The organism is Solibacillus sp. FSL W7-1464 (genome assembly GCF_038004425.1).
Classification (GTDB): Bacteria; Bacillota; Bacilli; order Bacillales_A; family Planococcaceae; genus Solibacillus.
Window position 1 is genome coordinate 655,097 of the sequence record NZ_JBBORC010000001.1, and the last position, 21,421, is coordinate 676,517.

The window sequence follows — 21,421 nt, forward strand, 5'->3', positions numbered from 1 at the left end:
ATTCTTATTTTACTGTAAACGTTAACTTTGTAGGTTGCGCTAAAAATTGATTTTTGATTGTATGGCCTTTAATTTGTTTCGAAACCCACAATGTATAGTATTTATTCCGATCATACGAGGCAGCCGGAACAACATCTATGGAATTGCCATCTGCACCAATCATTAATGTGGTTGATATGATAGCGCCCGTTGTATCATCTGTTACATAAGTCGAATCATTATATAATGCTTTTCTTTCCACTGTGGCATTGAATTTTACATTCCAGATTTTGTTTGCTTCTACCTGTTTAATTTTATTGGACCAAGAAAAATAGTTTACTTTTTGAACTGCGCTTACTGGACTAATGATTTGATCTTTAACCGCTACGGCATAAAGTTCATTACCAGGGATTGTTAATGTTTCGTAACTTGTATACAAATTCCACTGCTCTAAATTCATACCGGAATGACTTAGCAAATAGTTTTCTGATCCAAGGCTAGCGGATTTTTCATAGGAAATATATTGACTGTTTGTTGTGTAATAAATTGTTGTATCCGCAGATGTGGCATGGATTTGATAGCGTCCATTGCCCAAGTCTTGAATATAAGGCTTCGTAACATCATCAATTAATGCATAGAGGCCTGGTTCTGAAACAAGTCCAACAGTTTTCCCGGCTGCTGTGTAGCTTGGTTGAACGGTTGCAAATAGTTGATTATTTGCATTGCGCACGAGCTTTGAAAATACCTTGTTGGAGGCGTTATTTAATTCGACCTCGATAGGTTGATAGAAAGCAGACTCTTCACCCCATTCAACTCGAATCGGGTTCGTAATGGATGCTGCCCAGCTTGGATCATTTGTAGTGTAAAGCGTACTTACTGCTGGTTGCTGAATCGAAAGCGTAGGTACACTACTTTCTTTTACGTTTGGAGCAGGTACAAAGACAGATAAATCATTTGAAAGGAAGGCGATTCCTTTCTGTGAAGCAGTTGTCTTTTCTGCTGATGTTAATGTGTAGTGACTGTTTGTTCCCATAATAACATTCTTCTGCACAACATCCTTCCATAGATTAGAAGGAGATGCAGCCTTTACAACAGTAACGGTATACGTTTTTGGAGATAATCTGTTATCGTTAATATTGGTTACCGTATAAGTTACAGGTAATGTAAAGTTTTGTGCTACGCCAGATTCAGGGTTCAAGGTATTCACTGCATCATTGTTCGTTTTAATGACAGGTGCTAGTCTCGTCAAATCTGTTTCTGTTGGTACAGTCACAGTAATTTCACCAGTGGTGTGATCAATAGCGCCCGTAGCTTTAAGTGACGGGAACTCAAATGATGAGATAAAGGCAGTTGCAGGTGCCTCATCGTATAGACCGACATTCACTGATACTGATGGAGCACTTTCCAGACCATTTACTGTTTGTGTAACGTAATAGCCTGTACCAGCAGGGACGTTTTCAAAAAAGGCTGATTTACTATTTTTTATTTTTTGAGCGTCCATTTTTTGACCGTAAGTGTTATATAATGTGACCGTTGTTTCATCATGCTCAAAAAGTCCATTAACTACGTTAATTTCACCATCACCCGCTTTACCAGCACTTACACCTGTTACTTTAGGTGGTGCCAGCTCAATAATGCGCTGTTTTTCTTCTGCTACACTTCCACGCGGTGCAGATGCAGTGTATTTAATAGCGTAGATTCCTGGAACTGGTAGTACAGTTTTAGGGTATTGAATGAGCTTTCCTGTTTCTTCTTTTATGCCCATTTGTGCTTTATTTGGATCAACTAATGTCGCCTTTAATTTTAAATCTTCTGCTTGTAAATAATCGTCTGCATTTGCGCCAGGATCAATAAAGTTTGTCCCGTCATAATAAGGTAGAGTTGCCTCACCGAATACAAGTTGAACGGTTTCAAGCCCGTTTAATGTAATATATGGACGGTCAATATCGACAATTTCTACAATATTGGACTGACGGCTTTCTTGACCATTAACGGTTTGCGTTACATAGTATCGACCAGGACCGTATTTTCTCAGGACATATGTGAGTTCGTTATTAGTAAGGTCTCGTGTTGTTACACGTGTAATAATTTCGTTGCCATTGTTGTCTGTTTCGAATTTGTATAAATTTAATGTTGTTTTTCGATCAACTACACCCGGGAAAATATCTGTTACCCCGACTTCTCCAGTTGATGCGATGCCACCGATTGCTATAACCGGTCTAGGTTTAACAGTAATTTTTCGAGTAAGTGGCTTGGCAAGATTTCCAGCCGCATCAGTTACATTGTAAGTAATTGTATAAATGCCAGGCATAGTTGTATTAACGGAACCTGAAGAAATGATGTTCAGCTCTAATGATGGCGTAATATTGTCAGTTGCTGTAGCGCCTTCATCAAAATAGCTATCCCCTACCTCAAGTGTAATTTCAGGCTCACCTGTTAATGTAAGGACAGGTGGTGTCACATCTTTGATATGTGCTTCTTCAGAAGAGTCACTTGCAACACCGTTCACTTCTTGTACAACATAGTAATTATCGCCAACTGGAATGTTCTTGAAAGTATATTTTCCTTCATTTAAAGCTTCAGGAACAATAGGGACTTGTTTTACCGACCCATCAGCCAATCGTTGGAAAAGAGTTAACTTCGCTCCGGCGTATACTCCATGTACAGTAAGGTCACCTGTTTTATCATCAGGAATGTTAGGATCCGTATTGATTGGTGATAAATTTACTTTATTTGGGTATACCGTAATATTTCTTGTTACAGTTGATGTTAAATTTAAATCTGTTAAATCTGTTGCTGTATAAGTAATTGTGTAAATTCCAGGTGGTGTATATTTTTCAGTTTCACCAGCAATGGTTGGTTGACCTGAAATCTCGATTTTTAAAACCGGTGTGCATGCTGTATCTTCCGCATCCGCCGTTTCAGATTCTTCACAGAAAGTTCGAGAACTTGTACCTGTATACGTTTTTCCATTTTTATAGCTTACCGAGTAACCCGGTTCGTTATACAGAATTTTGGTTACAGTATTCGTTGCATCAATTGTATAGTGTCTCGCGTAGTTTTCGCCTTCATTCAATAAAATATTAGGGATTTGTTCATTCTTGATTGTAATTTCATTTGAATAAGGCTCTTTAGACCCCACGCCATTTTCTACTTGTCGCACACGATAATTACCAGCTGCTAAACCAGTAAACGTAAATTCAGTAGAAGAGGCAGTGCGAGTATCTATTAATGTACCATTTCTTATTAGCTCCAGAGAATTTCCGGATTTTGTATTCTTTACAAGGATCTGACCCGCATCATTGTTTGGACCGGAATCCTTACCATCTACTTTTTCGATGACAACACTATTAGGTTGAACCTCAATATATACTGATTTTAAACTTTCTGCCCCGTCCACAACTTGTGTGACTTGATATTTACTGCTTGCAGGGAAAGGAAGAGAATTATTGTTCGTATCAAATGTTACAGTGCCCGCTGTCGTAACGGGCAATTCTCTGATAACCGTATTGTTGTCATTATTATATAATCGGACTTTTTGACCTGTTACCCCTGTTATCTTTAATTCATAAGGATTGACTGCCGGAGAAATAATATTGGATGAACCACTAGGACCAACAGTTAAAGCTTGAGGTGTAATTTGAACTTTACCAGAGTTTTTTACGATTGCCGGCTGTCCATCAACGGCTTCTTTTGTAGCTTTCACAAAATATAATCCTGCAGGTACATTCGTAAACTTATTTACTTCGTTAACTGCATAACCGGTAATTGCAGTCCCAACTTGCACTTGGCTACTATCATTGTCCGGGTGTTTGTGCAATGTAAGTCGATATCCAATTTCGTTCATCGTTACATTGATGGTACCTTTTTCTGTCGAATTCTCTGAAACAGAACCAGGGAAGTCGATAATCTCCGCAGTCGCTATAGATGTAGGTAACGGCCCTACGGCAGAGATGAGGAGTAGGAAAATCATAAAAATCGACGTTATTTTTTTCATATGTAAATTCCTTTCTATCCTTTAGTGAACGTTATAGTAGTGAGTTTCCAGTAAATGCCTATCCTCGTTGTAAACCTGTATTTTTAGACGATCACCTTTCACTAGACCGAGGAGGCCTTTTGAGAAGTGCGTGCCGTTTGAAATCAATGTTTCCGTTTGACCATTGTTAATTGTAACTTTTACTTCTGCTATAGAATCGGCACCCTTTACGGTTATATTTGTAGCGAGTGCATTGAAATTGGCCGTAATTTCTTCAATATATTGACCTTCTATTATAAAAGGCATCTTCGTATCCTCAGGTAGTTTTTGCCCTCCTGCAGATTTAAATCCTTTTGGAATAACTAATGTATAAGTCTCAGCAAAATTATAGTGATTTTGAGGAATGACTATAACTTCTTTTGAATCTGCCGATAAATTAATAGAGATTTCTACTTTGTTATTGTCGTCGGATTGTACATAAATTTGATTGAGATTATCTCTGTCACCCGCCACTGCTTCATTGAAAGTGATGGTCCACGGCTTTACGGAATTACTTGTTGATGTTTGTTTAAAGCTTTGTGCTTCAGCATAGTTGCTCGAAAAAATAGGAATCAACAATGATATTAGTAAAGCGAGCGTGATGATGGTATAAAAACTTTTTTTCATAGCTGTAAACTCCTTTATAAGTTGTGGGGCATTGGCATGCTCATCTATCATCCGTTCGTCACGAATCTATTTTTATATCGGAAAGGAAGTTGGAAAATGAAGATATATATGAAAATCGTTGTTGCGTTTGTATTATTGTTTTCTTTGAATGTGACAACGGTTAGTACGCCTCAACAAGCTGCTAACGCGGCATATGATTATTCAAATTTAAGTTGTACAATTGAGCAAGGGCGCGATATTGTTTTTGTAATTCAAGATACACCGGATATTCAACAACATGATCCAGAATACAGTCGTGTGACAGAAGTATTATCCTTGATGGATCAAGCATCCGACAAAGATCGCTTTGGTCTCGTAGGATTTGGCGGTGGGGTAACAAAGGAGTTAGCCTTAACAAGCAATATCGTACAAGCTAAAAATAAGTTAAAAGAATTTCGAACAGATATTAACCCTGACATGGCAAATGATTTAAGTAAGGGCTTAGAAAAAGCGGTAGACGAACTATCGAAAAATAGTGCTAGTAATGACAAAATTATTGTTATTATGACGGTTGGAAACTCAATATATAATGAAGTTTCGAAAAAGCTGGCTGCAGATGCCTACGAAGAAGATATTACGATTCATACAATTAGTTTCGGAGATCCACTGTATGCAGACGTACCGTTTTTAACAGAAATTGCAACATTGACAGGTGGTAACTATACACATTCACCAAATGCGGCATTTTTAAAGGATGTTTTATTAAAACTAAGTTTACCGGCGCAGAATTTTTCGGGACGTGAAGTATTTAGCGATTGGACTTTAACGCAAGATGTTGTGGAACCAAGCGGATTATTAATTCATGACAATGTAAAAGTCGATTTAAACGGCTACGATTTAACAGTAAACGGCGATTTAGTCATGCAGTCTTGTTCAGAGCTGCGAGCAGTGAGTGGGGTTATTACTGCAAAAGATCTTAAACAGCAATCACGCTCGACAGTTAACTTAAACAACAGTCAGCTACGCGTAACAAATGAATTTGTACAAGATGGTAATGTCTTTGTTAACGGAAACTACGGCGGTGCTACTGCCCCGGAAATAAAAGTGAACAATTACAATCAAAAAATTCACGGTTTTTTACGTTTAGCAGGTCATTCTGTAGAAGTGGATAAGGACTTTTCACAAGAAGGTTTAGTGAATTTAGAAAAAGGCCAAATCACGGTGAAATGGGACGCGGTTCAAAAAGGATATTTGAATGTCCAAGAAGGAAAGCTGCAGGTTAATGGGAATTTAACAATTAACGGTGGTCCATTAGTAAATGGCGGCTTAACAGATAACAAGTCACTGAATGTAGGTGGCGGTGTTGTACAGGTTGGTTTCGATGATGGAATCGGCAGCACAGGGAATGTAAAGCAGCTAAGCGGCCAGCTTTATGTCAATCATGGAACGGTTGAAATTTTTGGCGACTATACGATTACTGATGGCTGGTTAACGATGGTCAATGGTTCGATGGATACGTTGCCTGCTGGATACGGCCCAGGTGACGGGGACTATGTACGTGTGCACGGCGACTTTACAATGGCCAGCATGCGCAATCATATGGCTCGCCAGCAAAGTTACCTTGGAAAAGCAGTGGGTGACACGGCACATTTAACCGATGGGGTGCTGGAAGTTGCCGGTAACTTTACGCAAACAGGCAATGCCGAATACCACAGTTCGCATAGTGACCGTTTCTATAATTATGAAAAAGACTATAGTAAGTATAATTTCCATGCAACTGGCAGACATAAAGTTTTATTAACAGGCAAGGGCAATATTACGATAGAAAGCCAAGGTTCGTTATTTAATATTTTAGAAGTAAAAGGAAAATATAGCGATTATACAGTGAGAGGTCCAGTGAGATGGAAGCAGGATCAGTTAATCGAGCGCTCGGTTTCAGCTAATGCGAATTTGATTTATTTAGCGATTAATGATATTCCGGTTGTTGGCTTCAATCCGAATGTGAAAAATTACTTCAATCATATTGTACCGGCAACAAGCTCTACAAGTGGTGTTTCTACATTAAAAGTAGATGCACGTGCGGATGATTATCTGAACGCGAAAGTAGATGTATTGAATACTGTAGTCAATACAGATGGCACAGCAAAAGTACAAGTGCTCGTAACGGCTCACGATGGCGAGACTCAAAATGTCTATACGGTAAATGTAACGGTTGGCTCTGGTTCAAATGGCCATGTGACATCTGTTGAGTTGGATCGTGAAGAGTTATTATTCACTGTGGATGGTCCGGGCTTTAAACCAAATCAGGCAACACTTACACATACGGTTTATCCGAAGAATGCCGCTAATCAAAAGGTCACATGGATTAGCTCGAATGAAGCAGTTGTAACGGTGAATCCAAGCGGTATTGTGACACCTGTTGGGGTGGGGCAAGCATCGATTACGGTGACTACAGAAGATGGCAATTTCTCGGATAGTGTCACGGTGAAAGTATTGAAACAGAATGATTTATTAGAGGGTATAAGAACACTTGCGGATTTAGTAAGTGATAATGACCGTTACGATCGTATTATGAACGGTTTATATGATATGAATAATATTGGTATAGTGGTTCCGGGTAGGTATATTCAATCTGTTGATTTTTCAATGACTGGAAATTTGGCAGTCGGGACAGTAAAAACAAATAGCGCTGCTAATCCACAAGTTGCGAAGGTTAATGTTAGTGTTAACGGTGTGCAGCTTCCGGCGAATATCGTAACAGCTTATGAGGAATTCAAATTCTTAAGAGCAACGATGACGATTAGAGATTATGTGGAAGTCATCGCATATGATGCGATCGGAAATGAACTGGAGCGTGTTTCGAGCAGCTATCCGGTTAATTTTACGGCAGGAACACCAGTAGCGCCTGGATTCTATTCAATCCAGCGTCTATTATCAGATCCAGCAACTTTTGCACTGATATTAGATCATTATTCTCCTGAACAACTACGATTTACAGCACAATAATATAGAAATGGAGGGGAAGGGTGCTTATATTTGCGCCAAAAAACATGAAATTAAAAATGACAAAAATCTTAGTCATACTTAGTCTGTTACTGGTATGGCTTCCAACTACAAAAATCGAAGCAAAAGAAAAACCGATTCTCGGAGTAACAACAGTTTATGAAAATCGTGCGACAATAGTAGACCTGGCCGTTTACTTGAAGAGTGATGAGAAAATAGCAGGCGGTTCGTTTGATGTTATATACGATTCTACACAACTAACGGTCAATGATTCGTCAGTAGTTGTCGGTGAGGCTTTATCAGGCTTCATATTGAATTCAACAAACGGGGGGACTGCCGGGAAAGTATCGGCAGCCTTTGCCAATGATACAGGCTTAACGATTAATGGCAATGTTTTAACATTTAAAGGGCGGATTTCAAAAAAAGATTCAACAATCGATCTTCAATTTGAAAATGTGCAGTTTTACGGAGAAGATGGGAAGAAAATTGCGGTAACAATTGTAGATGGTGCGATTAAACCGTTTGACGGGAAAGAATCAACGAATCAGGATAAAGCCGATAACGCGAAACCATGGACCATTACAATGAGTACTGCCTATAACAGAGCTTCTTTAAATGAACATACGGTAAGCGTAAAAGATCGTTATAATCGACCAGTGGAAATTGTCATCGTCAATGTCAGTAATACAGAGTTCAAAGTGAAACCAAAAGGCACGTATGCTAGAGGTACGTACACATTAGAAATTACAGATCAGCTGCTATCGGTGACTGGTGAAAAATTAGAAGAACCCGTTCGGTATATTTTCACGGTGGAGTAAGGGAGGACATAGAAATTGAGAAAACAGCTAATCATTCGTGCAATGACTTTTCTAGGGATGCTTTTTATATTATTTTCTAGTGTCCCTGCACACGCGGCCATTTCCTCCACTTTGGAAGTCGGAGAGGTGCGCACAATAGGCAAAGAAGTCGTATTGCCAGTAACACTTCATAAAACAAACTATTTAACATCTTTACAGGCAACAATCAGCATTCCAACAAATGATGGGGCGGCTACGATCAAAAGCTTCAAGCCAAATGGTATTTTTGATGGTTTTGCATTTAATACGATTGGCAAAATTGAAAACAATAAGTTGACGCTCGATATTTTATCGACAACGAATGTAGCTCAGACCATCAGCGGAAGCGATTATATAATTGGCTATATTACAATTTCACTTTCAAGCAAGTTTACAGAAGGCAGTGAAGCATTTGTTGTAATTGATTCATTAAGTGCCAAAGGAAATCAGAATCGTGCAATCATCGTGGATCGATTGGACGGGAAGATTGAACACCAAATTCCATACGGTGATGTGCTTGGTCAAAATGAACCGACAGCTGCCGGTGCTTTGAGAATTTTGCAGCATATTAAAGGAGATAGCATTACAGAACAATCGGCCTTATTAGCGGCTGATGTGGATGGTGATGGTACGCTAACTCAAATCGATGCACAGCAAATATTGGATTTTATCACAGGCAAGCGGACAAGTTTTTTAGCCGTTAAAGCAAAAGAACTGGATTCAGCCGTCTTGAACAGTGAGTACTCGGCTAAATTAGAAGGGGTTCATGGCAGAGAACCTTATAAATTTACACGCGTTTCGGGGTCAATGCCATCAGGTTTGAAATTGGATGCCGCTACGGGTGAAATAACAGGAAAACCGACAATTGCTAAATCGTATACATTTACTATTCGTGTAACAGACGCGTTAGATCAGACATCGAATCGCCAATTTACGTTGGATGTCATTGACTCCAATATCAAATCAGTAGAGCCGGTTCCACCTGTGAATGTCAAACCAAATGAAACTCCTGCATTACCAACCGAAGTTACGGTAACATACAATGATAAAACGACAGGTAAAGAAAAAGTTGTGTGGGAAAAGGTGGATACATCAAAGATCGGTACAATGATTGTAAAAGGCACTGTCGGAAATAGCGGATTTAAAACAAGCGTAGAAGTACATGTTGTGAGTCAAGATTATATAAATAATATTGATGTTCGTTATACTCAGTTTATGAATATCCATACAATTGTATTGAATGTCGCTCCAAGTGTGTATCGTATTACAATTGATAATTTGCCAGTAAATAATTACGACGGCAATAATCAGTTTAGTTATGTAACAACTAGTTTTGCCAAAGATTCTACAGTGGTTATTCGTCTATATGACCGATATGGTAACTTGCTGGAGACAAAATTGCAACCGCTTTAGTGATGAACAGAATACTAGGCAATTCTTACGATCAACTATAATTATTCATGAGACAGAGGAAGGTTCTTTGTAAGCCCGTAATCAAACAACGCATATAAAACAGCAGGCACCTCCGGTACGATAAATGTATCAATCAAAGGAGGTGCCATTTATGTCTAAAAACAAATTAACCATTGTTCCCGTCAAACTCGATCCTCTTCCAGTTGAAACTTCTTCGAATCATTCTCTTCAATACACTGCTGAGCCAAGTTGTGTAATTAAAACCGCTGTGGCTGAAATTTCCTTCTTCAATGGCGTAGATGAGCGCATTATCCAAACCATTATGAAGGAGCTGAAGGGATGAAACAGGATTTTACGAGCGTGCAAAACATCTACATCATCTGCGGCAAGACAGACATGCGTAAAGGAATTGATGGTCTCGCAACGCTCATTCAAGATTCTTTCGAATTGGATCCGTATAGTGATTCTATCTTTCTGTTTTCTGGATGGAGCAAGGATCGTTATAAATGTTTGTATTTCGATGGAGATGGCTTCGCCATGCTTTATAAACGATTAGATAATGGGAAATTACAATGGCCAAAAGATGAAAATGAGGTACGCAAACTTTCGCAACAAGAGCTTCGTTGGTTATTAGAAGGATTATCTCTGCAACAGCCAAAGGCGATTGCAAAATCTACAAAAGGTATCTTTTAATAGCCCTATTTTAAGTGGTATAATCATTCATAACTTAAATTGAACGAAATGTGGTGAATGATTTGGGAAACGCTTCAAATGAAAAAGTGATTCAATTATTGGAAGAACAATTAGCCTACACAAAAGAACAAAATAAAAATTTAACCAAACAAATTGAAGCATTGACTGAACAAATTCGCCAATTAACAAAAGCTTTATACGGTTCTAAATCAGAAAAATCAAAGTATCAAGCACCAGATGGACAAGGCTCATTATTTGAAGACGATCCGTCTTTTAACGAACCTGAGCAAACAGAAGAACAAAGCACCGAAACGGTTAGTTATACGGTTACTCGTAAAAAGACAAATAAAAAACGAAATGACTCGTTTCATGAGGATATAGAAATTGAAGAAATTCATCATCACCCAGCCAACTTAGCTTGTGACTGCTGTCTTGGGGAGATGGTAGAGTTCAGTTCAACGTTGATACGTGAAGAGGCAAAATTTATTCCAGCCTCCCTGAAGCGTGTGCAACATTTTGAACATGTGTATGAGTGCAAAACGTGTAAAAACGATGCCCTACTAAAAGCTCAAATTAAACGAGGTAAAGCACCGCAAGGTCCAATCCAAAGAAGCATTGCCGGTCCTACTGTTTTGGCAAAGCTTATCTACGATAAGTTTATCCAGTACTTACCTCTTTACCGTCAGGTAAATGAATGGGAGCGCCATGGACTACATACAAATGATAAAAATCTATCCAATTGGGTAATACGTGTGGCAGAGGATTGGCTTCAACCGCTTTATAATTTGATGAACCAATTATTAACGGCAAAATCTGTGTTGCATATAGATGAAACCTATGCACAAATAATTAAGCGTTCAGATGGAAAGCCAGCTCAATCAAACGCTTATAACTGGGTATGTCGCAGTGTACAAAGTGAAGGTCCCATTATCGTTCTATTTAAGAGCGCTCTTTCTCGAGGGCGCGCTGTATTAGAAGATTTAATTAAGGGATTCAAAGGCACTGTGATCTGTGATGGGTATTCAGCTTACGGTCAATTACCTCATGTTCAATTCGCCAACTGTTGGGCTCACGTACGCCGTTATTGGCTAAAAGCCGATAGTAAAAATGGACGAATAGGCGTGCAGTATTGCGATCGGCTGTTTCATATCGAACGAAAAATCAAACATCTTTCACCGGAAGAGCGCGTGCAAGTTCGCCAACAGGAAGCAAAACCGATCGTCGATGAATTTATGGATTGGATTGATCGTTCGCCTTTCTTCGGTAAAAATGCCATTGCGAAAGCAGCTGAATATACATTAAGCCGTTCATCGGAGTTAAAGGTTTTCCTTGAAAATGGGTATGTCGCCATTGATAACAATCCCGCTGAAAATGCCATTCGTCCAAATGTCATTGGTCGCAAAAACTGGCTCTTCTCCGTGAGTGAAGCAGGTGCTAATGCGAATGCCATTTGTTTGAGTTTGGCTGAAACGGCCAAAGCAAACGGAATTGATTTTTATCAGTACTTGGTAAAGCTGATGACGGAATTACCTAATATATCGTTTCATCAACAACCTGAGATTTTACATAATTACATGCCATGGTCAGAAAATATTCAAGCCACATGTGCAAAATAGCCAGCTAACTGAAAAAAATTTCAGTTAGCTGGCCGTTCGTCGTGCGTACCGTGAAGGTGCGCTATTTTTTATATTTCGGGCTTACGGTTCTTTAGCCACATCTCAAAAAATCTATTAACCTCTAGCTATAAGATGAAGATCTTATAGCTAGAGATTTTTTTTATGGAAACGAAAACCCCCTGCTATGCGGGGGGTTCAAAAAGCTTTTAGCTATGGACAAAAAAAATACTCCAGTCGTACAATTAAATCAGGTCTGGTCAACCATTACGTACGAAAGGAGCTCCAATATTGGATAATAAAAGTTTAGCACATACAACATGAAATTGTAAGTATTACATCGTGTTTGCGCCAAAATATAGAAGAAGAATGATCTACGGAAAAATAAAAGCGGATATCGGTAAAATATTACGTCAACTGTGTGAAAGAAAAGGGTAGAAATCATTGAAGCTACAGCTTGTCCTGATCATATACATATGTTAGTGAGTATTCCCCGAAGCTTAGTGTATCTGCGTTTGTGGGGTATCTCAAAGGGAAAAGCAGTTCGATGATATTCGATCGACGTGCAAATTTGAAATATAAATATGGAAACCGAAAATTTTGGTGTCGAGGATATTATGTGGATACAGTAGGGAGAAACCAAAAAGTCATTCAGGAATATATAAAAAATCAATTGCAGAAAGATCTCCTGGAGGATCAAATGACGATGAAAGAATTCATTGACCCATTCACAGGGGAAGAACTAAATCGAAGAAAAAATAAGTACACCGCTTTAGCGGTAGTCGGAAACGTAGTGCGGTTGGCAGACCTTTCAGAGCGTCTTTAGACGTGGGTCAGTAACCCAGCGTTTCACGCGCAGAGAAAACCACCAGTTCAACTGGTAGTTTTTATTAATAATATACTGTGGAAAGTAAACAATAGAAAAAGAATGGGAGTCAAAAGTAACGGATGTTTTCATTGCTTTTATACCAATTATTCAAAGATAATCCCCTGTAATTTACCTGGAAAAATCAGAAAAAGGCATGTGAGATTTATACATTAATGGTATAATTATTATGGGGAAATAAATATATACTGATGGAACGCCGTATGCGGTGAAAGTCGCATGTACGGTGTAGGCTCTAAACGAAATCTATTTTTTAAAAATAGTATAAGAAGAGAATAGCCAAGAAGATAAAGAAGTAAGTGAAGTTACAGGGACTATTACACTAGCAGATAATTATATTGAAATCGCCGGCAAAGCTTATAGTGCAACACCCGAATTGTCGGGTCTTTTTAATGCTGAAAATAAGCAGGTATTAACAAATGCTGAAGTCACAGTTGCGGTTCAAAATAACGAAATTAAAGAAATAAAGAAATTAACGCTTAATAAAGCGGGAATACTTAATGCAGATGGTGCAGTAATTACAGAATTGATTGTTAATGCAGATCAGGTCAGTCTGGAAAATCTAATCGTTACAGGAAATGTGACATTGACGAATAATGTAACAGATAAATTTAATGTTAATAAGGTGAAAATGGAAAACCTCATAACGCAGGAAACTGCAGAAACAATCACAGATTTACGTGAGGTTGCAGCGGTGAGTACGCGTTTAAAGATTACATTTACAGACTCAACCGTGGCCTATGTAGAAATTCGTCAAGATTATGTACACTTTGCCGTGGGAGGTTCAACACTAGTCGAAACGCTAAGTGTGAGAGCTGAAGGTGCAGTATTTGAGTCACCTACCACTGTTTTACCGAATCTGAAAATTGAAAAAGGTGTCACAAAAGTTGAACTAAATGCTTCAATTGCCAATGTTGTTATTGAAACTGACAATCCTGTTGCAATTAGCGGGAAAGGGAATTTTAAAAGTGTTCTAGTAAACACGATGCAAGAGGTGAAAATTACAACTGAGGGTACGATTGGCAAACTGCAATCAAATGCTCAAAATAGTAATATTGAGTTAGGCGGAACAGTAAAAGTCGGTGAAACGATTGCACATGGTGAAAAAGTAAGTCCTGGAACAATCATTAAAAATATTGATGAGGTGAAAGACAATGTCAATATTGATATGGAAGAAGAGGAGAAAGAATCATATTTTGTTGTGAAGCCGATGCCTGTCAAAGAAAAGTACGGATTATTTACCTTATCTTTAACGAATGCAAATGATGCAACTATTAGATACGAATATGTTGACCAAAATCAAAAGTTACTGACGGAAGGTCAAAGTGTTTCTGAAAATACCAAAATTTACACAGAAGGACAACAAATTAATTGGTGGTTCCTAAAAGATTTACATGTATATAAAGTGGATGCAAATAACAAAGTTGTAGAATCGTTCCGACTTTCTAAAAGTCAATTTCATATTCCTTTAACAGAAACGACAATGACTGGTGATTTAGTGACGATTAAAAGTGTCTATAGTGAAGAACTTATTCTTGAATATTTATATATTGCAGATGAAACATCATTTTGGATGACAGAAGAAAAAGCTCAACTGACAAAAGATGAAAATGGTATTCCCACAGTAAAGGTGAAAGTTGGAAAAGACTTTAAGTTCGACGAAGAGAAAACTTATGCAGTACATTTTAATGTCGAGAGTACAGATGTTAAATCTGGTTTATTAGCAAGTGATATGATTGGAGATTATAATGGTTCTGACGCTGTGAACCTGAATTTACTGAGAAGGTATAAAGAGGAACTGCAACCAGTCGATAAAAATGACGGCTTTTCAGCACAGTATTATTATCATAGACTGGGAGAATTAATTCGTGAAATTAAAAAAGAATATACTAATAGAGCAGAATCTTATTATAAATTTGTATTAGATGATATTTTAAATGAATTAAGAGTATTTAACTCAGTAGAAGAAATGAAAATAGTTATAATGAATGTTGAAACAAGATTAGCTTCAGATATTGAAAAATATAATGAAGCAACAACAGCCCTAAACAAACTTTATCGTGATGACCGTCACGATTATAATTATGAGGATCAATTGCGTCCTGATGTTACAATTGAAGAAATTAATGCCGTCAAGGAGAAAGTAGAGGCGTTACCGGAACAAACGGATAAAGAAACAGTTATGCAAAATTTAGACTCAGTAATGCATATGTTTAGACAAGGACAGTTAAAACCTTTATCAGCGGCAATTGATAAGGAAATGCAAGTCATTTTGGAGAATTTCACCAGTGGTTTAACGGAAACAACATATTCAGAAAGTGAAATCCACAGAGCTTTAGGGGACCTTTCACAATCAGAAGCAATTAAAGCTTTAAATAATGCACATGATATTACCATTTCAATTTGGTATCGTGATAATCAAGTTTCTTATAATTTCAGAAAGGGCGAAGATTGGAGCCGTAATGTTTATTTTCCGTTAGATAATATTATAGTTACTGCCTTTAACCTTGAAGATAACATAACATCCAGACAAGCGCTAAGTATAGAATTGCCACCAGTAACAACAGAGACTGGAGCCACTTATGGGCAAAAGTATAATGAAGCACAGGATTCTTTCCAATATTGGGTTAGTGAAGATGGAAATCCATTTAGTTCTACAATTGAATGGTAAACCATTACTATCAATTAATCTGTAATATTGAGTATTAATACTAAAAATGCACCTCATATATGAGGTGCATTTTTAGATAGCGAACAATCTAATTTAATTTTTAATTGATAATAAATTTTTTAATAGCGGGTTGCGCTAACTTCATACCGTTACTGGACTGAAACTCTGTATCAACAACTAACCAATACTCGCTTGGGTCTAAAGGGATAATAGGTGTAACAGTAAGGGTGGCTGAATCAATAATTTCAATGGATATCGGCTGTTGCTGAAATTGATTATCATATATTTTAATATATTTATTTAAAGGAATTTCAGAGTTTACAGGTAAAGAAAATGATATATTCCACGATTTCATAGGATTTGATGTAACAATAGTTTTCCAGTTCTCACCTCGCAGAGATTCTAATAAGTAATCAGACCTAAGAAACCCATTGCCATACTCTTTGTCATAACCTGGAATACCTAAATCTGTTGTCAAAGTTTTTAACTGCTCCGAAGAATAATTAAGCACATTCGTATGAAGTAAAGCTAATTGACCAGTAAAATAAGCACTGGAAAAAGAAGTCCCGTTTACGATTTTATTAGAACCAAGCATAGTATAATCACGTACTAATAGTTTCTCCCCCGGTGCAACAAAATCAAGAGTATCATTGGTTGTAGAAAAAGAAGAGCGTACGTGATCTTGGTTAATGGAACCTATTGCCAAAACATTTTCGTAGGCTGCAGGATAATAGTATTCTTCCATTCCACTATTTCCAACAGAACTAATAATATTTATGCCTGCTTCAATAGCCTTTTGTATTGCTTGTTGTTCTAAAACATGTGGTGATTTTGCACCAAAACTTAAATTAATTATGTCAACATCAAGTTCAATAGCGTAGTCAACGGCCTTTATTATTGATGAAACATCTAATAACCCTTTGGAATTGGCGGATTTAAGCGGAATTATTTCAATTGGATAAGGTCCAGATATATCGTAAATAATACTCGCCAGGGCTGTGCCGTGTCCATTGTCATCAATTGGCTGTTCGGTTTGATTTATAAAATTTTTGCCGGGGGTAATATTTGATTTTCTTAATAGTTCTTCGCTTATTCCTGTATCAATAATGGCTACTTTTGTTTTTCTTATCGGTTCATAAGACCATGTGAAATTGAAATCGTAATTATCAATATACCATTTTTGATTGTAAATCAAAGAATGTGGTGTATTGGAAATAGTTCGAGTACTATCTTCATGGTAGAGCTGTTTGTTTTCCTTAACGGTACGACTGGAATCATTGGTTGTAATAATAGAGATGTCTACATTTCCTAAATACTCTACAGAGGCACTTGGAATTTGCTCTACTTTGCCTTTACTTAAAAATACTTGGGCAACACTTTCTAGTGGGTAAATTAATAAGCTGCTAAGAAATAGAAATGATAGAACAAACAATCTATACATATAAAACACCTTTCTGATTTGACGGAAATAGGAGGGATACTAGGAATGATTGATCTTACGATATATTCCATCTCTTATATTTCCAAAGGTAACAAGAGGACTTTTATGGTCATATAGCCAATTTGATTAACTAATACAAATTTATTATAGCAATTCCCGTATCAGGAGGGAACTTGAAAATTTAGGTGGTGTAAAAAACCTGTCGGATTCATTAATTTGAACATTGCAGGTTTTTTTCAATTATTATTGCAATATAAAATTCATATAGGTACATTTTGATAGTTTTTATCCTGTAGCACTTTGCAATCCTCATTTGGTTTAATTCAACTGGAGAAGTATTAAAATCTCTCATACTAATTCCTGTGTAAATATCTAAAGTTTTTCCGATGAACTATAGTTAATATTCGTTACTTCGATATTTGCGTTAGCAGGTGACCGAAGCACTGTATCCTTCTGAAAGGGTAATTGACCTGTTATATATATTTCTTGATAGCCGTGCCCATCTTCTTAGTTTTTCAGTAAGCTAACGATGTAATTTCTTAATGAACTATACATCTGATTCACATAATTGTAATGTTTTAAATTTTATGAGCTAATTAATAGTTTGTGAAGAATTACCATTACTTGAAATTCTGTTATACTAATGGAAAAAGGAGTGTTGAAATGAATAAATTCAATAAATATGCAGCCGCCTTATTTTTAACAGTCTCGTCAATTGCATTCATCCATACTCCAGCATTTGCCGAGAGCTTAGAAAAAATAGAGCAAACGAATATTACAATAGAGAACCCATCTTTAGCTAGTGTAGTAGATTTTTCACAAAGCCAGAGACAATTATTTTCGTTGCAGCAAAATGTATATGAAAGTTCAAATTTAAGAGATTTGTCAGCTATTATTACTTCTCAAGCAAACCAATATAAAAATGAGTTTGCAGTGAAGTATTCAGGAGATTCGGCGAATTTAAAAGAAGAGTTATCTACTATTTTCAATGATTATTTAGCAAATAATGATTACGCAAATGGAACGGTAAAATCCTTTTCATTCAATTATGGTGGCACGAGTAATAATGTGACTATCAATATTAAACTCGAATATCATAATACAATCGCCCAAGAAGAATTTATTTCTCAGGAAGTGAAGCGAATTGCAAAAGAAATTATCGAACCTGAAATGTCAGAGGTTGAAAAAATTAAAGCGATTAATGATTATATTGTTTTAAATACCACTTATTCTTATGATACTTCAACAACACCGCATTCAGCCTATGCTCTATTTAATGAAGGGAAAGGGGTTTGCCAGGCGTATGCCTTAGCTGCCTACCGTTTATTAAAGGAAGCAAATTTTGAAGTGCGATATGTGACCGGTTATGCAAATGAACCCCATGCATGGAATTTAGTGAAGGTAGATGGAGAATGGTATCACTTAGACACGACTTGGAACGATCCGGTATTCGGTAACAATGAAGATATGTCTGATTACGTCCGGTATAAATATTTTTTGATTTCAGATAAAGAGATTAATAAAGATCACACTATTGATAACAATGGTTACCCTGCAGCGACAAGTGACCGATTTATTGAATTTAGAACAATAAGTAGCCCGGTTACGATTGGTAATACTCTATATTTTGAAAATCAAAAAGATGATATTAAGCTTTATAAACTAAATATGAATACTTACTCACCAAAAGCAGAGAAGGTATCGGATACTCGAGTACAATATTTAACTTATGCAAATGACGCTCTCTACTTTAGTAACTATTCGAGCGGGGCACACTTATACAAAATGAATTTAGACGGTACTGGAGTAACATTATTAGTCAATAAATTGGTGACAAAAATTGATAAAACTGCGGATGAATTAATCGCTTACTCAAATAATGAAGTAATTTACCGGGAACCTGTCACTAATACAGGACCAGTTACTCCTCCTGATGAAACACCGGATTTAATAAAAATTGCAGCTTTTTCCTCAAGTGTTGAGAAAATGATACTTTTGAGCTCAAGCTTCCGTTTAGATGCTGAAAAATTATTTGAGATGTATGAAGAACTAACAAATAATGAGAAAGCTTTGGTCTCGGTAGATACTCAAAATAAGTTTACCCTTATTGATCAATATTATAAAAAGCTAATTGCATTAAAATTCACGGAAACAGTTGAATGGGATTCGGTAAAAACGGTAAAAGAAATAAATAAACAATGGGCAATTACACTTAGTCACGATGTTGAAAACTTTAATGAGAACTTTTCGAAAATATATGTAGTAGATATGTTTGGAGAAAAGGTAGGAGTGGACTTTGAAGTTAACGGAAATACTATAAATGTAATTCCTGAATCAAACTATACTCAGAATATTGTATATACGCTTGTTGTCCCGGCAGATTTGAAAAATAAAAATGGCGATACGCTTGGGCAAGGTGTACATTTACAGTTTATCGTTAAACCATAGTACAGGCAGGATGACGCTCTTGTAATGGTATAAAACTTTAAACCCCTAGATACCCGACTGTCCATCGGATATTCAGGGGTTTTTCAATTTGTTTTATTTTGTGAATGTAACGTCACCACTACGTGTAAATAGTGTGATTGGTTGCTAACCTTTATTCGTTACAGTTATTTCTTCATTTGCACTAAAATTAATCCACGGTACTTTTGGGGAGCCTTCGAATTGCCCATTACCTGTGTAACCTAAGTTTTTGAATGAGTAACTGCCTGTCTCAGTTGGCTCCTTAATAATAGTCAAAAAAAACGATGAGCACTCCGTAGGTGTTCATCGTTTTTACTGCCAAATAATTTTAATTAGTAATTTTAGTCTTCTTCACTTTCGCATTATCATCTAAACCGGTGATTTTTAGCTGGCCATTGATGAGCTTAAGGGTATATTTTTTTTGACGTTCATAATGCCAGTTATCATCTGTGCTTGTAAAGAAGTCGAATACTTCATAACTGTATAGATTAAACGTGTTTTCATTGACAGTTTCAATAGAAGAAATGTCATTTGAAATGAAATCGTATTGATAACTAAAGCCAAAGTCGTTATGATCAATAACAAATTTACGGTAATCATCTTTTAACTTTGTACCGTCTGCAAAGTAATCCGATACGTAGGAAAAATCACCGTACATTAATGCAAAGCTGTAGTCACTTCTAAAATCATAAAACAGTTGTCGTGCATAATCCTCATACTCATAAGTGAATTCTTCCATCGCCTGTTTTTTCTCTTTTGCAACCTCTTCGGCTTTAATTTTTGCTTGTACATCTGAGAAGGCTAAATGGATTTGTGTGTCTTCCACAGCGACAGTTTCAGATTTCTTTTCTCCACCATCCGCATTTGTAATAGCCTGCAATTTCACCGTGCCATCCGTTGGTATGTTATAAAGCTTTAGTTGCTTGGCAGTTTTCTTTGTACTTTTACCGTTCATCCAAATAATTGCATCATCATAATCCGATGTGATGTTAATTGTTTGATCGCTAAAGTCGAAGAATAGCTCGTACGCATTGCTTCCATCACCGATAATTGTATTTCGTCGTTCATATGTTTGTTTAGATGAGTCATCTGTTACTAATACATTAAATGTATGTATGCCAGGTGTAAAACTTCCAATTATAGTGTCGGAATCTTCAGTAAGTGTAATTGTATCGTCATTCGGTAATGCTACTTCTATATTCGGAACTGAGCTAGAAGCTGTTACTTTAATCGGCTCTAATTGCACTTTAATTTTCTTGTAAAATAATAAATACTTTTCATCGACAACGCTTATTAAGTTATTGCCTTCTTGATCTTGAATAGGACTTAAATATTTTCCTTGTTCAACTGAACGAATCATTTCTTTAATCGTTGGACTAATTGAATTCGTCCAATCTTCTTCTTTCATAAAATCATAAAAGCTTTCGTGGTTTGCTAAAACATCTTTATGCATTGAGAAGTAAGAGAAAAATGCTTCACTATCTTTCATAATAAATGCGCGGTCAGCGTTCGAAAGCTGTTTATAAGGATCAATTGATTTTTGAATGAAGAAGTGAGCACCAATAAGTACGATTGCTAAAGTAATAATAATAGTAAAAGTCAATTTATTTTTTCTCTTCATTTTTGTACGAGTTTTAGGTGCTATTTGTGTTGGTACAGATGTTTTTACAGTTCGGGTTAGTACTTTTTCAGTAGTTTTAGATGGGTATGGGTTACCACATCCCTGACAAAAACGACTGTTATCTGTGTTTTCTTGACCACAAATCGAGCAAATTTCCATTCATCTGTCCCTCCTTTCT

General features: G+C 36.9%; 12 protein-coding genes and 1 pseudogene. 9 read left to right on the forward strand and 4 right to left on the reverse strand.

What is annotated here, in order from left to right; genetic code table 11:
• Positions 1-4: 4 nt before the first annotated feature.
• Complete coding sequence (locus MKZ25_RS03185) at positions 5-3,976, reverse strand: DUF5011 domain-containing protein (protein WP_340800107.1); 3,972 nt, start codon at positions 3,974-3,976, stop codon at positions 5-7.
• 21 nt (positions 3,977-3,997) lie between these two features.
• A complete protein-coding gene (locus MKZ25_RS03190; protein WP_340800108.1) occupies positions 3,998-4,621 on the reverse strand; it encodes an Ig-like domain-containing protein in 624 nt (207 codons plus the stop codon).
• A gap of 96 nt (positions 4,622-4,717) precedes the next feature.
• Here MKZ25_RS03190 and MKZ25_RS03195 point away from each other — a divergent pair, with 96 nt between their 5' ends.
• The 8 genes and pseudogenes from MKZ25_RS03195 (at position 4,718) to MKZ25_RS03230 (ending at position 15,715) form a co-directional block, all read left to right on the forward strand.
• Positions 4,718-7,606, forward strand: coding sequence for an Ig-like domain-containing protein (locus MKZ25_RS03195; protein ID WP_340800109.1), 2,889 nt, complete (start codon positions 4,718-4,720; stop codon positions 7,604-7,606).
• A 20-nt stretch (positions 7,607-7,626) separates the two neighbouring features.
• Positions 7,627-8,421 (forward strand): cohesin domain-containing protein, encoded by a 795-nt coding sequence (locus MKZ25_RS03200; RefSeq protein ID WP_340800110.1) that lies wholly within the window; start codon positions 7,627-7,629, stop codon positions 8,419-8,421.
• Positions 8,422-8,436: 15 nt separating this feature from the next.
• Complete coding sequence (locus tag MKZ25_RS03205) at positions 8,437-9,852, forward strand: putative Ig domain-containing protein (protein WP_340800111.1); 1,416 nt, start codon at positions 8,437-8,439, stop codon at positions 9,850-9,852.
• A 151-nt stretch (positions 9,853-10,003) separates the two neighbouring features.
• Complete coding sequence (locus MKZ25_RS03210; protein ID WP_340718477.1) at positions 10,004-10,195, forward strand: hypothetical protein; 192 nt, start codon at positions 10,004-10,006, stop codon at positions 10,193-10,195.
• Positions 10,192-10,545, forward strand: coding sequence for an IS66 family insertion sequence element accessory protein TnpB (gene tnpB, locus MKZ25_RS03215; RefSeq protein WP_340732394.1), 354 nt, complete (start codon positions 10,192-10,194; stop codon positions 10,543-10,545). Before MKZ25_RS03210 ends, tnpB begins: the two co-directional genes overlap by 4 nt.
• Before the next feature lie 53 nt (positions 10,546-10,598).
• The gene (gene tnpC, locus MKZ25_RS03220) at positions 10,599-12,161 is read left to right on the forward strand and encodes an IS66 family transposase (protein ID WP_340732393.1); all 1,563 of its coding nucleotides are present in this window, start codon (positions 10,599-10,601) and stop codon (positions 12,159-12,161) included.
• 336 nt (positions 12,162-12,497) lie between these two features.
• A pseudogene (gene tnpA / locus MKZ25_RS03225) lies at positions 12,498-12,984 on the forward strand (IS200/IS605 family transposase).
• 436 nt (positions 12,985-13,420) lie between these two features.
• Positions 13,421-15,715, forward strand: coding sequence for a hypothetical protein (locus MKZ25_RS03230; RefSeq protein ID WP_340800112.1), 2,295 nt, complete (start codon positions 13,421-13,423; stop codon positions 15,713-15,715).
• Positions 15,716-15,815: 100 nt separating this feature from the next.
• On the opposite strand, the gene MKZ25_RS03235 is transcribed toward MKZ25_RS03230, so the two are convergent.
• Positions 15,816-17,156, reverse strand: a complete 1,341-nt coding sequence (locus MKZ25_RS03235; protein ID WP_340800113.1) for a S8 family peptidase — start codon at positions 17,154-17,156, stop codon at positions 15,816-15,818.
• A gap of 663 nt (positions 17,157-17,819) precedes the next feature.
• Between MKZ25_RS03235 and MKZ25_RS03240 the strand changes: the two genes are divergently transcribed.
• Positions 17,820-19,604 (forward strand): transglutaminase domain-containing protein, encoded by a 1,785-nt coding sequence (locus MKZ25_RS03240; protein WP_340800114.1) that lies wholly within the window; start codon positions 17,820-17,822, stop codon positions 19,602-19,604.
• Positions 19,605-19,950: 346 nt separating this feature from the next.
• Here MKZ25_RS03240 and MKZ25_RS03245 read toward each other — a convergent pair whose 3' ends face one another.
• Positions 19,951-21,402: a TcaA 3rd/4th domain-containing protein gene (locus MKZ25_RS03245; protein WP_340800115.1), complete on the reverse strand. Its 1,452-nt coding sequence runs from the start codon at positions 21,400-21,402 to the stop codon at positions 19,951-19,953.
• Between the last annotated feature and the right edge of the window lie 19 nt (positions 21,403-21,421).